Origin of the sequence: Parasedimentitalea denitrificans (genome assembly GCF_011813015.1) — a bacterium.
Taxonomy (GTDB): Bacteria; Pseudomonadota; Alphaproteobacteria; order Rhodobacterales; family Rhodobacteraceae; genus Parasedimentitalea; species Parasedimentitalea denitrificans.
Map to the genome: position 1 here is coordinate 27,098 of NZ_QHLQ01000006.1, position 15,200 is coordinate 42,297.

At 55.9% G+C, this 15,200-nt stretch carries 17 protein-coding genes; 5 read left to right on the plus strand and 12 right to left on the minus strand.

What is annotated here, in order from left to right:
- Positions 1-145: 145 nt before the first annotated feature.
- The 5 genes from DL239_RS07905 to DL239_RS07925 all read right to left on the minus strand — a co-directional run bounded on the left by DL239_RS07905 (position 146) and on the right by DL239_RS07925 (position 4,748).
- The gene (locus tag DL239_RS07905) at positions 146-1,096 is read right to left on the minus strand and encodes a calcium/sodium antiporter (RefSeq protein WP_167683646.1); all 951 of its coding nucleotides are present in this window, start codon (positions 1,094-1,096) and stop codon (positions 146-148) included.
- Between the two features lie 171 nt (positions 1,097-1,267).
- Positions 1,268-2,065 carry a S49 family peptidase gene (locus DL239_RS07910; RefSeq protein WP_167683474.1) on the minus strand — a complete coding sequence of 266 codons (798 nt, stop codon included), beginning with the start codon at positions 2,063-2,065 and terminating at the stop codon, positions 1,268-1,270.
- A 359-nt stretch (positions 2,066-2,424) separates the two neighbouring features.
- Positions 2,425-3,186, minus strand: a complete 762-nt coding sequence (locus DL239_RS07915; RefSeq protein ID WP_167683475.1) for an ABC transporter permease — start codon at positions 3,184-3,186, stop codon at positions 2,425-2,427.
- Entirely contained in the window at positions 3,183-4,112 is a 930-nt protein-coding gene (locus DL239_RS07920) for an ABC transporter ATP-binding protein (RefSeq protein ID WP_167683476.1), read from the minus strand. Before DL239_RS07920 ends, DL239_RS07915 begins: the two co-directional genes overlap by 4 nt.
- 114 nt (positions 4,113-4,226) lie before the next feature.
- Positions 4,227-4,748, minus strand: a complete 522-nt coding sequence (locus tag DL239_RS07925; RefSeq protein WP_167683477.1) for an SRPBCC family protein — start codon at positions 4,746-4,748, stop codon at positions 4,227-4,229.
- A gap of 161 nt (positions 4,749-4,909) precedes the next feature.
- Here DL239_RS07925 and DL239_RS07930 point away from each other — a divergent pair, with 161 nt between their 5' ends.
- Together DL239_RS07930 and DL239_RS07935 are read left to right on the plus strand one after the other, a co-directional pair.
- Positions 4,910-5,890, plus strand: coding sequence for a DMT family transporter (locus DL239_RS07930; protein ID WP_167683478.1), 981 nt, complete (start codon positions 4,910-4,912; stop codon positions 5,888-5,890).
- Between the two features lie 3 nt (positions 5,891-5,893).
- On the plus strand, positions 5,894-6,982 hold the full coding sequence (locus DL239_RS07935; protein ID WP_167683479.1) for a CaiB/BaiF CoA transferase family protein: 1,089 nt from the start codon (positions 5,894-5,896) through the stop codon (positions 6,980-6,982).
- Between the two features lie 3 nt (positions 6,983-6,985).
- Here DL239_RS07935 and DL239_RS07940 read toward each other — a convergent pair whose 3' ends face one another.
- Positions 6,986-7,153, minus strand: a complete 168-nt coding sequence (locus DL239_RS07940; protein WP_167683480.1) for a hypothetical protein — start codon at positions 7,151-7,153, stop codon at positions 6,986-6,988.
- 199 nt (positions 7,154-7,352) lie between these two features.
- Positions 7,353-8,387: a uroporphyrinogen decarboxylase gene (gene hemE / locus DL239_RS07945; protein ID WP_167683481.1), complete on the minus strand. Its 1,035-nt coding sequence runs from the start codon at positions 8,385-8,387 to the stop codon at positions 7,353-7,355.
- 215 nt (positions 8,388-8,602) lie between these two features.
- On the opposite strand from hemE, the gene hemC reads away from it, so the two are divergent.
- On the plus strand, positions 8,603-9,559 hold the full coding sequence (gene hemC / locus DL239_RS07950) for a hydroxymethylbilane synthase (RefSeq protein WP_167683482.1): 957 nt from the start codon (positions 8,603-8,605) through the stop codon (positions 9,557-9,559).
- A gap of 61 nt (positions 9,560-9,620) precedes the next feature.
- Here hemC and DL239_RS07955 read toward each other — a convergent pair whose 3' ends face one another.
- The 5 genes from DL239_RS07955 to clpS all read right to left on the minus strand — a co-directional run bounded on the left by DL239_RS07955 (position 9,621) and on the right by clpS (position 13,785).
- On the minus strand, positions 9,621-10,448 hold the full coding sequence (locus DL239_RS07955; RefSeq protein WP_167683483.1) for a glycoside hydrolase family 25 protein: 828 nt from the start codon (positions 10,446-10,448) through the stop codon (positions 9,621-9,623).
- A gap of 171 nt (positions 10,449-10,619) precedes the next feature.
- A complete protein-coding gene (gene hemF / locus DL239_RS07960) occupies positions 10,620-11,513 on the minus strand; it encodes an oxygen-dependent coproporphyrinogen oxidase (RefSeq protein WP_167683484.1) in 894 nt (297 codons plus the stop codon).
- 38 nt (positions 11,514-11,551) lie between these two features.
- Positions 11,552-12,355, minus strand: coding sequence for an SDR family NAD(P)-dependent oxidoreductase (locus DL239_RS07965; RefSeq protein ID WP_167683485.1), 804 nt, complete (start codon positions 12,353-12,355; stop codon positions 11,552-11,554).
- Positions 12,356-12,435: 80 nt separating this feature from the next.
- Entirely contained in the window at positions 12,436-13,431 is a 996-nt protein-coding gene (locus DL239_RS07970) for a class I SAM-dependent methyltransferase (protein ID WP_167683486.1), read from the minus strand.
- A 12-nt stretch (positions 13,432-13,443) separates the two neighbouring features.
- Entirely contained in the window at positions 13,444-13,785 is a 342-nt protein-coding gene (gene clpS / locus DL239_RS07975) for an ATP-dependent Clp protease adapter ClpS (RefSeq protein WP_167683487.1), read from the minus strand.
- 89 nt (positions 13,786-13,874) lie between these two features.
- On the opposite strand from clpS, the gene DL239_RS07980 reads away from it, so the two are divergent.
- Both DL239_RS07980 and DL239_RS07985 read left to right on the plus strand, forming a co-directional pair.
- On the plus strand, positions 13,875-14,588 hold the full coding sequence (locus DL239_RS07980; protein ID WP_167683488.1) for an HAD family hydrolase: 714 nt from the start codon (positions 13,875-13,877) through the stop codon (positions 14,586-14,588).
- Between the two features lie 126 nt (positions 14,589-14,714).
- Positions 14,715-15,047, plus strand: a complete 333-nt coding sequence (locus tag DL239_RS07985; protein ID WP_167683489.1) for a hypothetical protein — start codon at positions 14,715-14,717, stop codon at positions 15,045-15,047.
- Positions 15,048-15,200: the final 153 nt, after the last annotated feature.

Genomic DNA, 15,200 nt, shown 5'->3' on the forward strand with positions numbered 1-15,200 from the left:
ACACTGCGCACCGCCCCCTGCCCATTGGCGATTGCTGACGTCCAGAGCGTATCCCAGCCTTGTTTATGTCAGCCCCAGCGCAGACGCTAACCGAGTCTGCAACCAATTCGCACGATCAATTCACCTTTGCCCAACGGCACCTGCTCTACAGAACCATCGCCATGTAAGCTAGATAAAGCCCCGACAAGACGAAACCCCAGGCTCGGGTGATGTCTTGCTTAAGGAACACAAATGGAACCAGCAATAGCGACGCCCCTAGCATAACCCACAGGTCAAACGTCAGAAACGCAGATTTGACCGGAATTGGCCCGATAAATGTAGCAACACCAACGATAGCCAACAGATTGAACATGTTCGAGCCGATCACATTGCCCAGAGCTACATCCGCCTGACGTCGCAATGCGGCCATTACAGTTGTGGCCAATTCGGGCAACGAAGTACCTATGGCAATCAGCGTCAGGCCGATCACCCGTTCGCTGACATGGTATGTGCGGGCGATCTCGGTTCCATTGTCGACCAGAATATGAGCCCCCAGCGGCAGGCCAATTAGGCCCAGAACCAGATATACCCCAACCCGCCAATAGGGCATATTGGGGTCTGCTTCCTCGATGTCCTCTAGGTCATCTGCGCCATCATCACAGCACCGACGATGATCCCGCGCCTCGCGGAAAGCCATGCCCAGAACTATGGCCAAAGCGGCCAACAGCACCAGTCCCGACCAGATTGTAAACACGCCGCAGAACGCAAGTCCGATGAACAGGACCGACGCGATCAGCATGTAAATGTAATTTTTCCGGCTATCGCATTCGCTGGTGTGTAGGCCAGTTAGAATTGCAGGTACACCCAAGACCAGCAAGATGTTGGCCGTGTTTGACCCTACAACATTACCAAGTGCGATACTTGGGGCATGCTCTGCCACCGCTTGGATGGCGATCAACAGCTCTGGGGCAGAGGTGCCAAAGGCAACGATTGTCAAACTTACTATCAATGCTGGCACACCCAGCCGGAGGCTTAGGTTTACTGCCCCGCGCACCAGCGCATCCCCGGCTAGCAACAAGATTACCAAGCCCAAGCCTGACATCAGCCATGGCATCATCATCCGCGACGTCCTTTTCCGCAGGCACAGGGCCCTTTACCTATCTTAAAGCGCCCACATTTGGGGCACCGGGCTGATTGCAGCCGCTTTTGTCCGGGGAACCTGAGCTTGCCGAACATTGCCAGCACAGCCATTCCCACCAGAAACAGAGAAACAATCTTGAAGATCATTTCAGAGGCCAAAACGCGCAAAAGCCGCGCGTTCCTCAATGCTGCCTAGCGCCTCTTGCGCCATCGACACACCAAACCGGCTGAGCAACGGCTTTTTCATACCGTAGCGACGAAAGCGAACTTTCTCGCCAAATATGTCCTGCATTTTGGGTTTGAGATGGGCGATGCCGTCGATCAATCCCAATTCCGCTGCCCGGCGCGCCAGCCAAATCTCGCCAGTGAACAGGTTTTGTTCTTCGGTCAGCTTGCCCTCGCGGCGCGTGGTCACATGCTTGATAAAGTTTTGGTGGATGTCACCCAGTAGCACCTTCAGCCGCGCCACGTCTTCGGCGTTTTCAGGGCGGAACGGATCTAGCATCGATTTGCTTTCACCTGCGGTATAGACCCGCCGCTCTACCCCTTGGCGAGCCAAGAGTTCATGGGCGCCGAAACCGGACGAAATAACCCCGATCGAACCCAGAACAGAACTGTCGTCAGCCCAGATTTCGTCCGCCGCAGCTGCCAGCCAATACCCACCCGAGGCGGCAACGTCCTCGACAAAGGCGTAAACCGGCACATTCAGTTCGGTAGAAAGTCGGCGAATACGGGCACCGATCAGCGAGCTTTGCACAGGTGAGCCACCGGGCGAATTGATCTCTAGCGCAACGGCAGCAGGTTTGCCCTTGCGAAATGCGCGGTGGAATACTGGGGCCAAAGCGGCGTCACTTAGCGCGCCACGGCCAGGCATTCCGATTGCACCAGAAAGACGCACGACAGCGACCAGTGGCGGTTTCTTGAGAAAGGGGAGGCGTAATGTCATTAAGCCGATGTAGATCGCCCCCCCGCCCGAAACAAGGTATCGGCGGCCTGCGAAACGTCACGGCGTGAAAAAACAACACACGAGCGGGTAAATTTGCAACGCATTTAGGCGCTGGTTAACATTCAGTCAGCACGTTCACCTATGCGGCACAGTGAAACAAGATCTCCCGCCCGTCTCAGGCATCCAATGGATGCCTGAGACGGGCGGGCATGGCACGCTGACGCGTGCGGGTCGGACTTGGTTACACAGGTCAGCGCGCGGGACGGTGCTTCGCGCCCTGCGCCACGCGATAGCGTGGCGCTACACCCAACGGGAGCAATGCATCAGAGATGCATCTGCGACGGGCGGGAGACCTTGTTTTAGGAACGAATGCGCCAGCCGGTTTTGAAGATCCACCAGATCACGGCCATACAGGCAACCGTAAACCCACCGATCGCCATCAAGCTAAGCCCCACCGGCACATCAGCTGTATCGAAGAACGCCCAGCGGAACCCCGAGATAAGGTAGACCACTGGATTGAACAGAGTGATCTTCTGCCAGATCGGTGGCAGCATTGAGATCGAGTAGAACGAACCGCCCAGGAAAACCAATGGCGTCACAATCATCAGCGGAACCAGCTGCAACTGTTCAAAATTACCGGCCCAGATACCTATGATGAAACCCAGAAGCGCAAAGCTAAGGCAAGTCAGCAGCATAAACAGCACCATCGCAATTGGATGGGCTATGGTCAGATCCACGAACAGGGACGCAGTGGCCAAGATTACCACACCGATAAACAAGGCCTTGGTTGCGGCTGCCCCGACATAGCCCAGCACGATCTCCAGAAAATTGACCGGAGCCGACAACAACTCATAGATAGTCCCGATGAATTTGGGGAAGTAGATCCCAAACGAGGCGTTGGAAATAGCCTGTGTCATCACGCTGAGCATGATCAAGCCCGGCACGATAAATGCGCCGTAGTCGATGCCCTCGACCTGATCAATCCGGCTGCCGATGGCAGCGCCGAAAACCACGAAATATAACGATGTCGACAGCACAGGCGACATAAAGCTCTGCATCAAGGTGCGAAAGAACCGGGCCATTTCAAACCGGTAGATGGATGCTACTGCTGTCCAGTTCATGCGGCATCTCCTGAAACGAGGTCGACAAAGATATCTTCTAGGCTGGATTGACGGGTTTGCACATCTGCCAGCACAAGGCCAGCCTGAGCAACGTCGTTCAGCAAAGCGGTAATGCCAGTGCGTTCCCCGCGTGTGTCATAGGTGTAAATCAGTGCACCACCGCCGTTCGCCAGTTGCAGATCGTGGTGTGCCAGTTCCTCTGGCAGGGCGGCGACCGGAGCAGACAGTTGCACTTCCAGTTGCTTTTTGCCCATGCGGGTCATCAGGTTTTCTTTTTCCTCGACCAGCAACAGGGCACCAGCATTGATTACACCAACCCGATCGGCAATTGCCTCGGCCTCTTCGATGTAGTGCGTGGTGAGGATGATGGTGACGCCCGTCGCCTTTAGCTCGGCGACGATGTTCCACATATCCTTGCGCAGCTCGACATCCACGCCGGCGGTGGGTTCATCCAAGAACAGCACACGTGGCTCGTGGCTTAGCGCCTTGGCGATCAGCACCCGGCGTTTCATGCCGCCAGACAGTTCCATAATCCGGTTCTTGCGCTTGTCCCACAGCGATAGCTTACGCAGGATGTCCTCGATCAGCGCATCATTGCGCGACTTGCCAAACAGCCCACGCGAAAAGCGAACCGTGTTCCAGACTGTCTCAAAGGGTTCCAGGTTGATTTCCTGTGGCACCAGCCCGATCAGAGACCGCGCAGCGCGGAAGTCATTGATGATGTCATGGCCGCCAACTGTCACACTACCTGAGCTAGGCGTGATGATTCCGCAAATCGTCGAAATCAGAGTTGTCTTGCCTGCACCGTTAGGGCCAAGCAACGCCAGGATTTCACCTTCTTCGATGTCCAGGGTCACGCCTTTCAGCGCCTCAAACCCGCCAGAGTATGATTTCCGCAAGTCGCGGATGGTAAGGATTGCAGGCATGACGCTCCCGTTCTGAACTGATCAGTTTGGAACTAGGTAAACATTGGAACCCTCAGCGACCAGAGGGGCATGCCAAAAAAATGATGCGCAAGTAGGTGTGCATCTGTGCAGGGGTTAGCTGCGGGCAATAACTTTCTTTAACCAGCCGTTCTTTTTCCCAGCGTCTGGGGCTGTGTCATTCTCTGCGGCGTCTTCATCCGGGGACAAGACCTGTTGCAGGTTGGTAAAGAACTGATCGGCCATCTTTTTGGCAAAACCGTCGATTAACCGGCTGCCCAATTGCGCTAGCTTTCCGCCGACGCGGGCGTCGACATCATAGGTCAGCAGGGTACCGACCTCGCTGGCACTCAGGGTTACCACTGCGCCTCCCTTGGCAAAGCCTGCCGCGCCGCCCTTACCTTCGCCCGCAATGGTCAGCGTTTCATTTTCAACCAAATCGGACAGTGTCACATGGCCTTTGAACGTCGCCTTAACCGGACCAACCTTCTGCGTGACCGTCGCCTCGAACCCGTCGTCAGGTGAACCGGTCACCTCTTTGGCACCAGGCACGCAGGCCATCAAGACCTCTGAGTTAAGCAGCGCAGCATAGACAGTGGCCGGATCAGCAGCGATCTGTTTCTGGTCACTCATATGCATAGCTGGTCCTTTCTGACATTGCGTTACCCCCGACCCTACCCCTGCCGCTACCCGTCTGCCAAGTCTCGACCGAGCGATTGATCATATCGACTTTGCGTGTCGCTACTGCGCGCGCATTTACCACTTGGCGTGATAGCCAAGCACGTGAGAGGAGCACCATCATGAGCCAGACAATCACCATCGAAGCCCGCAAGGGAATTCTGTTCATCCTTGCCGGGATGGCCGCGATTTCGTTGAATGATGTGCTTATAAAACAATTATCTGGCGGTTATGCACTGCACCAGATCGTTTTTGCCCGCGCCTCTATCGCGCTGGTTTTCACTTTGGTTCTGGTTCACGTCGAAGGTGGGTTTTCGATTCTGAAGACCCGAAATCCGGTCCTTCATGGCATCCGAGGTCTGATGCTGGTGATTTCAAACATGTCGTTTTTTGTCGCATTATCGGTGATGCCCCTAGCCAATGTCACAGCACTGTTTTTTGCGGCACCGCTGTTTATCACACTTCTGTCGATCCCATTGTTGGGCGAGAAGGTCGGAGTAATGCGTATGGGCGCCGTGGTAGTTGGCTTTATAGGCGTTATCATTATGCAACGTCCGTGGGAGGGAAGTGACACTGCGGATATTGATCGCATTGTATTGCTGATGCCATTGCTAGCGGCACTGACATATGCGCTGAACCAGGTATTCACCCGAAAACTGGGCGCCACGACCAAAGCGGCAGCGCTGGCGGTTTATGTGCAGGGCGCGTTCATTCTAGTGTCTATTGGGTTCTACACGGTGGCTGGAGATGGCCGTTATGCCCAAGGCGTTGCCGATCCTTCGCTGCAGTTCCTATTGCGGGCTTGGATCTGGCCTAGTGCAAGCGATTGCTATTTGCTCATCGGTCTAGGCTTTAACGCTGCCATCATCGGGTATTGCCTTAGCCAGGCCTATCGACTGGCAGACGCTGCCACGGTTGCCCCGTTCGAATACATCGGGTTGCCCCTCGCGGTGATGTGGGGCTGGCTGTTCTGGGCAGAGCTACCAGAATGGGAAGTTTGGTTGGGCATGCTACTGATCATGGGGGCTGGCTTGTTTGTATTCTTGCGCGAACAGCAAAAAGCCCGCCAGATTGCCCGCACAGGCGCCCGAGGGAGATACTAAGACATGCTGAACGGCATTCGAATTATCGAGGTCGAGGGCCTGGGCCCCGGACCCTTTGCCGCCATGCTACTGGCTGACCTTGGCGCTGACGTCATCTGCGTGCATCGTAAGGGCGGCGCTGTCACGCCCGGGATGCCCGAACGGTCCATTCTGGATCGCGGCAAACGATCCATCGAGTTGAACCTGAAAGACGCCGATGACGTTCAGACCTTCAAATCGCTGGTAGCCACAGCAGACGGATTGATCGAAGGGTTTCGCCCCGGCGTGATGGAAAAGCTAGGGTTAGGGCCAGATATCTGCCAGGCGCTGAACCCAGCACTGGTGTTTGGTCGCATGACTGGCTGGGGGCAGGATAGCGCGCTGTCGCATACGGCCGGTCATGATCTCAATTACATCTCGCTGTCTGGGGCGCTGTGGTACAGTTCTGCCCCCGGCGATGTGCCGCTAACACCGCCAACTTTGGTTGGCGATATTGGTGGCGGTGCCATGTACCTGGCGGTGGGCATGCTGGCTGCGATCCTAAAGGCCAAAGCCACGGGTCAGGGTTGCGAAGTCGATGCGGCGATCTATGATGGCTCGGCCCATATGATGAACCTGCTTCTGACCATGCGCCAAACCGGAAATTTTGGCATCACGCGCGGGCAAAACCTGCTCGATGGGCCACACTGGAGCCGTACTTACCGATGTGGGGATGGCGGGTTTATTTCTGTGCAAAGTCTGGAGCCCAAATTCTACGCCGAGTTCCTGCGCCTGCTGGAGCTAAGCGAAGACCCCGGATTTCAAAAGCAATATGACCGCGAAAGCTGGCCTACTCTGACCGACCGCCTGATAGGACTATTTGCCAGCCAGCCGCGCGATCACTGGGCTAGGCTGTTCGACGGCAGTGATGCCTGCGTTGCGCCGGTGTTGAACCCCGAAGAGGCAATGAGCCATCCGATGAACAACCGCGCCACATGGGTTACGGCGCAGGGCGCATTACAAGCTGCCCCTGCCCCGCGATTTTCCGGCCAACCAGACTGGACGGCACCACCCAGCCCGTTACGCGGCCAACACACTGCTGAAATTCTGTCTGAATTGGGTATAACCGACTAAGGATCAGTCCTGCTTCTTGGCAGCTGCTGCCGCCTTCATCCGCGCAAGCAGCTCTGCCTTGGATGCATTTTTGCCAAACGGGTTTTTCTTTGACCCTTTGGCGTTGTGCTCTTTGTGCCGAGGTACGTTATTGCCCGCCTTTTGGGGCCCACCGGTTTTCCCGTAATCCATGATCATACCCTTTCAGCTGGTACTCGTTGCCGCGCTCATGCCTGAAACTGCGCGCCACAACAAGGCAAAGACCGGATCCAGCTTCATCTGGCCCTAAATATCCCGGGGGCGAGCAGGCATCTTGGAAACTGTCCAGTGGACAGTTTCGCCTGTGAGCGGGCAGAGCCCAACGAGGGGCTTGCCCCTCGCCCTCAACAGATCAGCCTTCGCGAACCGTGTCGATCATCAGCTGCACGTTGTCCGGATCTGCATCCGGTGTAATGCCATGACCCAGATTAAAGATATGTGCTCCGCCTTTGAACGCCTGAACAATAGCACGGGTTTCATCTACCAGATCCTGACCGCCAGTGACCATATGGCGCGAGGCCAGATTGCCCTGAACACAGCCGTCGACTTGCACGTTTTGCGCAGCCCAGGTCGGCGAGACCGAGTTATCTAGTGCTACACAGTCGACACCCGTAGCTTTGGCAAAGCCGATATACTGCTCACCCGCTTCACGTGGGAAACCGATGATAGGAATGCCCGGGTGGCGCGCTTTTAGAGCGGCGGTGATCTCACGTGCAGGCTCTAGCGCATATTTTTGAAACGCATCGCCCTTGAGTGACCCAGCCCAGCTGTCGAATATCTTGACCACTTCGGCACCTGCCTCGATCTGGCAAGACAGGTATTCGATGGTCGCCGCAGTAATCCGCGCCAGCAGTGCCTCGAACAGGGCATTGTTTTCTTCACGCAGCAGGTGCGCAGGCCCCTGATCCGGGGTGCCACGACCGGCGATCATATAGGTCGCCACGGTCCATGGCGCACCAGCAAAACCGATCAAGGTAGTTTCGGACGGCAGTTCGCGCGACAGGATCTTGACCGTTTCGTAGATCGGGTTCAGGACTTCGTGAATATCGCTGACCGGCCCCAACTTGTCGAAATCGGCCTGTGTGGTCGCGGTAGACAGACGCGGGCCTTCGCCAGTGACAAACCACAGATCGGCGCCCAGCGCCTGTGGCACCAATAGGATATCTGCAAACAGAATCGCCGCATCAAAGCCATAGCGACGGATCGGTTGCAGCGTGACCTCGGCGGCCAATTCAGGATTGTAACACAGCTTAAGGAAATCGCCGGCCTGCGCGCGGGTGGCGCGATACTCGGGCAGATAACGCCCAGCTTGCCGCATCATCCAAATCGGCGGCACATCCTGAGTTTCACCCGCCAGTGAACGCAGCAATTTTTTAGTCTCGGCCATGTCATTCCTCATCTCTCGCTTGCCGACTGAGGTCAGGCCTTAGCGGTGTTTTGTCAAGGCCAAGCCGCGATTAGCAACTATATGAGGCCATGTGACGCGAAATAAGCCTTCCCTATACGTCTTTTCTTTGTCCTACATCAAAGCGAACAAATAACCAGTGCGGCAAATGCAATAGAAGTTTCCACTGGACCGAAAAGTACATTAAGGCTGACGCCATGACATTGATGCTGCCCTCCCCCGCTTCGCCCCTGAAAATCGGCACCCGTGGTTCGCCGCTGGCTCTGGCTCAGGCCTATGAAACCCGCCGCCGTCTGGTTGCTGCGTTTGATTTGCCCGAAGCGGCGTTTGAAATCGTCATCATCAAGACGTCAGGCGACAATCAGGCGCTGATTGCGGCCGACAAGCCGCTGAAAGAGCTGGGTGGCAAAGGCCTGTTCACCAAAGAAATCGAAGAAGACCTGCTGTCCGGCGCGATCGACATCGCGGTGCATTCGATGAAGGACATGCCAGTCGCCCAACCCGATGGGTTACTGCTGGACACTTACCTGCCGCGCGAAGACGTGCGGGATGCATTTGTTTCGCCGGGGGCATCAGGGCTGGACCAGCTTTCCACCGGGGCGGTGGTTGGCACTTCGTCACTGCGCCGCCGCGCTCAGTTGCTGAACCGTCGGCCAGATCTGAAAGTGGTGGAATTCCGCGGTAACGTGCAGACCCGGCTGAAAAAGCTGAGCGATGGCGTGGCCGAATGCACGTTCCTTGCGATGGCAGGCCTGAACCGGTTGAACATGGATGACGTTCCAGCCTCCGCAATCAGTGTCGAGGACATGCTACCCGCCGTAGCGCAGGGTGCCATTGGGATTGAGCGTCGTGGCAATGACAACAATACCGCAGAGATGCTGGCCGCGCTGCATCACACTGAAACAGGCCAACGTCTAGCTGCCGAACGCGCCTTTCTTGCTGCGCTGGATGGCTCCTGCGAAACGCCGATTGCCGGATTGGCTGAACTGGATGGCAATACCCTGCGACTACGTGGCGAGGTTCTGCGCCCTGACGGCAGTGAAGCCATTGCAGCGGACGAGACTTGCGCCGTTGAAGATGGCGCAGATCTGGGCCGAGAGATGGCTGAAAACCTGTTGAAACGCGCCGGCGAAGGTTTCTTTGACTGGCGATAAATCAGTTTTCCGCCCTAGGGCTTATGTAGCCTCGGGGCGGTTGCCTATCTTAGCTGTTTGCCTACGACGCAGAGAGCTGATTGCTCCAGCGTAACCAACTCTCAGGGTTGCCCCTGAACACATTCAGATCCACATCCCCTGCAATACCGGGTACCTTACCGGTGCCGCTGTATTGCCAGAACTGCCAGGACGCTCCGGGATATACCTGTGCAGGATGGCCCGCGACCGACCTTAGCCAGAACTCGGTTCCCGCCAGACGTCCAATCCCCGTATCCTGATAGAAATCAACCGTCGTATAGACCACAGGTCGACGGCCATAATGCGCCTCTAGCATATCGAGGAAACGTTTGGCCTCTCGACGCACCGTTGCACCGTCCGGGCGCTTGGTGCAGGTCGGGGAATGCGGCGTCCACTCCATGTCCAGCACGTGCGGCAACCCATTTTGGGTGCGTGGCACATGTTTGATAAACCAGCGCGCCTGCTGGGCCGCCGGTCGGCAAAAATAGAAATAGTGATAGGCCCCACGCGCCACTCCTGCCCGCTGTGCACCGGTCCAATAGTCGCGGAACTTGGGATCTATGACATCACCGCCCTCAGTCGCCTTGATGTAGGCAAAGGACACTCCGCCAGACCGGACTTTGCGCCAGTCGATGTCTCCCTGCCAACGTGACACATCTATACCGTGAATAGGATAGGACGTCGGTTTGCGCCGTTCCCAATCATAAGGGTCGCTATCGCCAAATCGCGGGTACGTGACCAATCTGGCGACGGCTACGGCTGATGGGTTCGGCACGGCTTGCACAAGCTCGGGTTTTGGTGTGGACGCAGACTGTCGACTACACCCTGCCAGAACGGCTCCTACCACTATCAACCAAATGAACTTGCCCATGACCCCTTCGCCCTAATCCGGCGACACTTGCCAACAACTGCATCCAGAATAACGTCAGAACCGCCCAAGCCTAGAGGTTTGAGCGGTTGCTGAGATCTTTTACGATACAGTCGCCTGTGACCGGACTGCGAGCATAGGAACAAGGCCAGCCTGTTCAGAATTTAGAGAGGCCTATACCCACTTGGCCAGTGGCGGCAGGCTCATCAGCACTGCGTTGGCATCATGGCCGGTTTCAAGACCAAACTTGGTTCCCCGATCATAGACCAGATTGTATTCAGCATAGAGCCCGCGATGCACCAGCTGGGCGTCTTTGTCGGCGTCAGACCAATTCTGCACCCGGCGTTTTTCCACGAGTGGCACAAAGGCAGGCAGAAACGCACGGCCGATGTCTTGTGTCAGGGCAAAATCTTTCTGCCAATCACCACTGTTGCGATCATCCATGAAGATACCGCCAACGCCACGGGCGCGATTACGGTGAGGGATGTAAAAGTACTCATCTGCCCAAGCCTTTAGCTCTGGATAGAGCGACTCTCCATGCGGATCCAAATGCGTTTTTTGCTGATTGTGGAAATGCGCGGTGTCTTCATCATATTCGATACAGGGGTTCAGGTCGGATCCTCCGCCAAACCACCATGCGTGTGGGGTCCAGAACATCCGGGTATTCATGTGTACTGCTGGCGCATGAGGGTTCTGCATGTGCGCGACCAAGGAAATACCGGATGCCCAGAACCGTGGATCGTCCTTCATTCCCGGAATGCCCTTACGCGCGGCCATCGCGTTTTGTGCCCGCTCGCCCAAAGTACCATAAACCTCGGACACGTTGACGCCGACCTTTTCAAACACCCGGCCGCCACGCATGACGCTCATCAACCCGCCGCCAGCATCCGCACCATCGTCGGCCGCGCGCTTGGTCTCTGAAACCTCGAACCGGCCCGGAGCCTGATCAGAGAGCGGCCCTGTATCGTGGCTATCCTCCAATGTATCAAACGCAGCAACGATCTGATCACGCAGTGTACGAAACCATGCAGCGGCCTCGGTTCTTTCGGCCTTCATTTCAGCACTCATGCTTGTGTCTTCCAATGTTGTAATAGAGCGAAGGTATTTTAGTGGACAGGAGCCGCCACCGGATCAAGCAGCGTGCGCCCACCGTCCAGTGTCATCACTTGCCCAGTCACAAAACTGGATGCCTCTGACGCTAGAAACTGTGCCGTTTCGGTCAATTCCGTCGGAGAAGCGATGCGGCCCAGCGGTGTGTGCTGTTCGATATCCTCGCGGTAAGCGCGGTTTTCTTTCAGCACCGCCTTGAGCGAGCCGCTCATCACCGACCCAAAGGCAATGCTATTGACCCGAATGCGATGCGGGGCCAAGGCCACTGACAATGACCGCGTCATCTGATCCATCGCCGCCGAGGACACTGAATAGGCCATCAATTCGGGGTGGGTACGACGGGCCGCGATTGACGACAGATTGATGATCGACCCAAGCGGGCCGTTGTCTTCACGACCTTCGCCCTGCTTTATCATCCGCTTTGCCACCTGCTGAGACAGACGCAGTGTCGGCAGCAGATTCTGTGTTAGCAGCATATGTGTCGAGTCATCATCGGGGTCGAGCGGATCACTGGTCAGCACCTGACGCGCGCCGTTGACTAGGATATCAACCTGATCAAAGGCATCAATGGTGGCAGACAGTAAGTTCGCGATGGTCAGTCGTTCGCGCAAGTCACCAGCAAAGTAGCGAGTACTGCTGTCCTCGGGTTGCTCTCCCACTTCGCGGATCAGTGCTGCCTCGTCCGCATCGGCAAACATCACATTCGCACCGGCAGCGGCAAACTGCTTGCCGATCGCTAGGCCAATACCATTGGCTGCACCCGTCACGATGGCCGTCTTACCGGAAATGGAAAAGGACATATTATTGGGCTCCGTCAGGATTGTGCAAACGTCAGACTAGACCGCATTTGCCTGCTTGGGAACTGTTACCGATAACCTGGTTACCGGCGCGAGCGTTTGGGGCGGAAAGCGTGCAACACCTTGAAACGGTTATCACCCGCAATCTCAGACACCTGCACAAACAGTTCAGACAGGGTTGTCTCATATGGCAGATGCCGGTTCGCGACCATCCACAGGCTACCCGAGGGTGTCAGCACCCGTGCAGCAGTGGCGATAAAGGCCTGCCCCAGCGACGGCTCAGCCTTGCGACCGGTGTGAAACGGTGGGTTCATGATAACGCCATCCAACAGATGTGATGGCTTCCACCCCCGTGCGTCTTCCCAGTAAAACTGAGCGCGCGGGTCTGTCACGTTACGTTTGGCGCAGGACACCGCGTTGTGATCGGCCTCAACCAGATGCAGGTTTTCGATAACGGTATCGCGCTGCAACAGCTGTGCTGACAGGTATCCCCAACCAGAACCAAAATCTACCAGATTGCGCCCCAACTTGGCAGGCAGTGAGTCAGCCAACAAACGCGAAGCAGGGTCAATACCATCCGCCGAGAAGACGCCCGGAGCGGTGACGAAACCGTCGACTTCGCTGAAATCTTCGGCCAGCCAATCGGCAAAAACCTGCCCGTCAGCGGCGACCCAAAACGCTTTACCATGCGCCTTGGAGATCGCAGCAGACGGCTCGGCTATCCTGCGGGCCGCCTTATAGAGCGAATCGATTCCATCCGTTTTGGCTCCATCGATCAGCACTGGACCACTGCTGGCCGCAACGGCTTGGGCAACCAAGTGCCGCGCCAGCGCCTTGGATCTGGGCAAAAAGACTACAGCAGCGGAAACTTCGGTGCCCGGTTCCAGCGCTGCAACACAGTCATAACCGCGTTCGACAAAACCGTCGTGATCCGGGCGCATGGGTTGAACCACCAGCACCTGATCGCGTGGCAGGTCCGACAGATCATGTTCAGCGCGAGGAAGGAAAACAGCAATCTTGCCCGTTGCAGGCACGGCAAAACCACCTGACGTGATCGCCAGGGACAGACGGATGGACATGCGGAGAGCCTCTTATTCTTCTTTTTCCATGGTACATTGCAGCGGATGCTGCTGCCGACGGGCGAAATCCATCACCTGGCTAACTTTGGTTTCGGCAATTTCATGGCTGTAAACACCCACGACCGCCAGGCCCTTTTTGTGGACCACCAACATGATTTCAAACGACTCGGCGTGGGTCATACCAAAGAACCGTTCCAGTACCATCACCACAAATTCCATGGGTGTATAGTCGTCATTTAGCAACAACACCTTATATCGTGGAGGGCGCTGGGTCTTCGGTTTTGTCTTCGTAATGACTCCGGTGTCCGTAGAGTCATCTGACTGGTCCGACATGGTAATGGGCAGCAATGTCATTTGAGGTTCTATCCGGGTCAGGCAAATACGTTCTTGTCCCGCTTATATAACCTCTATGTCGGCAAGGAAAAGAGAAAGCGAGCAAGACTATGGCACGCACTTTAACTACTATCGGTTTCGACGCTGATGATACGCTTTGGCATAACGAGCGATTCTTTCGGATTACACAACAAAGATTCGCTGAATTACTTGCCGATCATACGCCCGTGGATTTGGACCCAGAGCGCCTAAATGACCGTTTGTTGGCCGCCGAAAAACGCAACCTTGGGCGCTATGGCTACGGCGTCAAAGGGTTCACCCTTTCGATGATCGAAACCGCAATCGAAGTGACCGATGCGCGGGTTCCTGCAACTGTCATTCATGAGTTGATAGAGGCCGGGCAAATGATGCTGGCCTTTCCCATAGAACTGCTTCCCCATGCGCGAGAGGCGGTTACGGCACTGGCCGACGATTATCGCGTGGTACTGGTCACCAAGGGGGATCTGCTGGATCAGGAACGCAAGCTGGCCCAATCTGGTTTAGGCGACCTGTTTGATGCAGTCGAAATCGTATCCGAGAAAACACCCGCGATATATCAAGAGATTTTCGCCAATCATCCCGGCGGCGTTGCCCACACGATGATGGTCGGAAATTCGGTCCGTTCAGACGTTTCCCCAATGATTGAAGCCGGAGGCTGGGGGACTTATGTACCTCACAATTTGACTTGGAAATATGAACACGAAACACCCCCCAAGGACGAACCACATTTCAACCAAATCCAAGACCTGTCTGAATTGGCAGGGCTGCTGGCTAAGCTCGGCTAGGACCTGCACTGAACAACGACGTCAGGTGTCAATTACAGTTTTCTTTGCGAAAAACTGGCCCGGAATTAGTTCCCCCCCTTCGCCAAACGCATTATGTTGCCCTGAAAATTTGACTGGGGAACCGCAATGCCGCACGCAGAAATCAAATACTCCACCAACCTTACCGTTGATGCCCCAGCGATATTGGCTGCAATCGAATCTGTGATTTTGGACCACGACAGCGGCGCAGGTGACTGTAAAGGACGCGGCTATCCGACCAGCCACTACTATCACAGTCATGTCCATATTTCTATTGCTGTACTGGCGAAGCCCCATCGCGACGAAGCCTTCTTTAAGGCTTTGCTCAGTAAGCTGGAAACGCGGATTAAGGCGATGATTCCCGAGGCCTGTTACGTCTCTGTAGAGCTTGAGCTCTTGTCCGCTTACTACTCCGCAGGCCCACACATCCCATCAAACTAAGGCGATGAAACTTGTGGCTCGATAGCATCAGATAGCAATAAAATGCCCGCAAAAAGGGTAACACTTCCTTAACGAACGCCCTATCTAGCGTACCGACCTGCACTAACCTACCGTATATTGCCGATACACTAAAGGATGCCACTGATAGCTCCA

Bases quoted from the DNA above. Each gene is read 5' to 3' on its own strand.
- clpS (WP_167683487.1), bottom strand. From the start codon at position 13,785: ATGACATTGCTGCCCATTACCATGTCGGACCAGTCAGATGACTCTACG.
- DL239_RS07915 (WP_167683475.1), bottom strand. From the start codon at position 3,186: ATGAACTGGACAGCAGTAGCATCCATCTACCGGTTTGAAATGGCCCGG.
- DL239_RS07970 (WP_167683486.1), bottom strand. From the start codon at position 13,431: ATGTCCATCCGTCTGTCCCTGGCGATCACGTCAGGTGGTTTTGCCGTG.
- DL239_RS07905 (WP_167683646.1), bottom strand. From the start codon at position 1,096: ATGATGCCATGGCTGATGTCAGGCTTGGGCTTGGTAATCTTGTTGCTA.
- DL239_RS07935 (WP_167683479.1), top strand. From the start codon at position 5,894: ATGCTGAACGGCATTCGAATTATCGAGGTCGAGGGCCTGGGCCCCGGA.
- DL239_RS07930 (WP_167683478.1), top strand. From the start codon at position 4,910: ATGAGCCAGACAATCACCATCGAAGCCCGCAAGGGAATTCTGTTCATC.
- DL239_RS07965 (WP_167683485.1), bottom strand. From the start codon at position 12,355: ATGTCCTTTTCCATTTCCGGTAAGACGGCCATCGTGACGGGTGCAGCC.
- DL239_RS07910 (WP_167683474.1), bottom strand. From the start codon at position 2,065: ATGACATTACGCCTCCCCTTTCTCAAGAAACCGCCACTGGTCGCTGTC.
- DL239_RS07955 (WP_167683483.1), bottom strand. From the start codon at position 10,448: ATGGGCAAGTTCATTTGGTTGATAGTGGTAGGAGCCGTTCTGGCAGGG.
- DL239_RS07920 (WP_167683476.1), bottom strand. From the start codon at position 4,112: ATGCCTGCAATCCTTACCATCCGCGACTTGCGGAAATCATACTCTGGC.
- DL239_RS07985 (WP_167683489.1), top strand. From the start codon at position 14,715: ATGCCGCACGCAGAAATCAAATACTCCACCAACCTTACCGTTGATGCC.
- hemE (WP_167683481.1), bottom strand. From the start codon at position 8,387: ATGGCCGAGACTAAAAAATTGCTGCGTTCACTGGCGGGTGAAACTCAG.
- hemF (WP_167683484.1), bottom strand. From the start codon at position 11,513: ATGAGTGCTGAAATGAAGGCCGAAAGAACCGAGGCCGCTGCATGGTTT.
- DL239_RS07925 (WP_167683477.1), bottom strand. From the start codon at position 4,748: ATGCATATGAGTGACCAGAAACAGATCGCTGCTGATCCGGCCACTGTC.
- DL239_RS07980 (WP_167683488.1), top strand. From the start codon at position 13,875: ATGGCACGCACTTTAACTACTATCGGTTTCGACGCTGATGATACGCTT.
- hemC (WP_167683482.1), top strand. From the start codon at position 8,603: ATGACATTGATGCTGCCCTCCCCCGCTTCGCCCCTGAAAATCGGCACC.
- DL239_RS07940 (WP_167683480.1), bottom strand. From the start codon at position 7,153: ATGGATTACGGGAAAACCGGTGGGCCCCAAAAGGCGGGCAATAACGTA.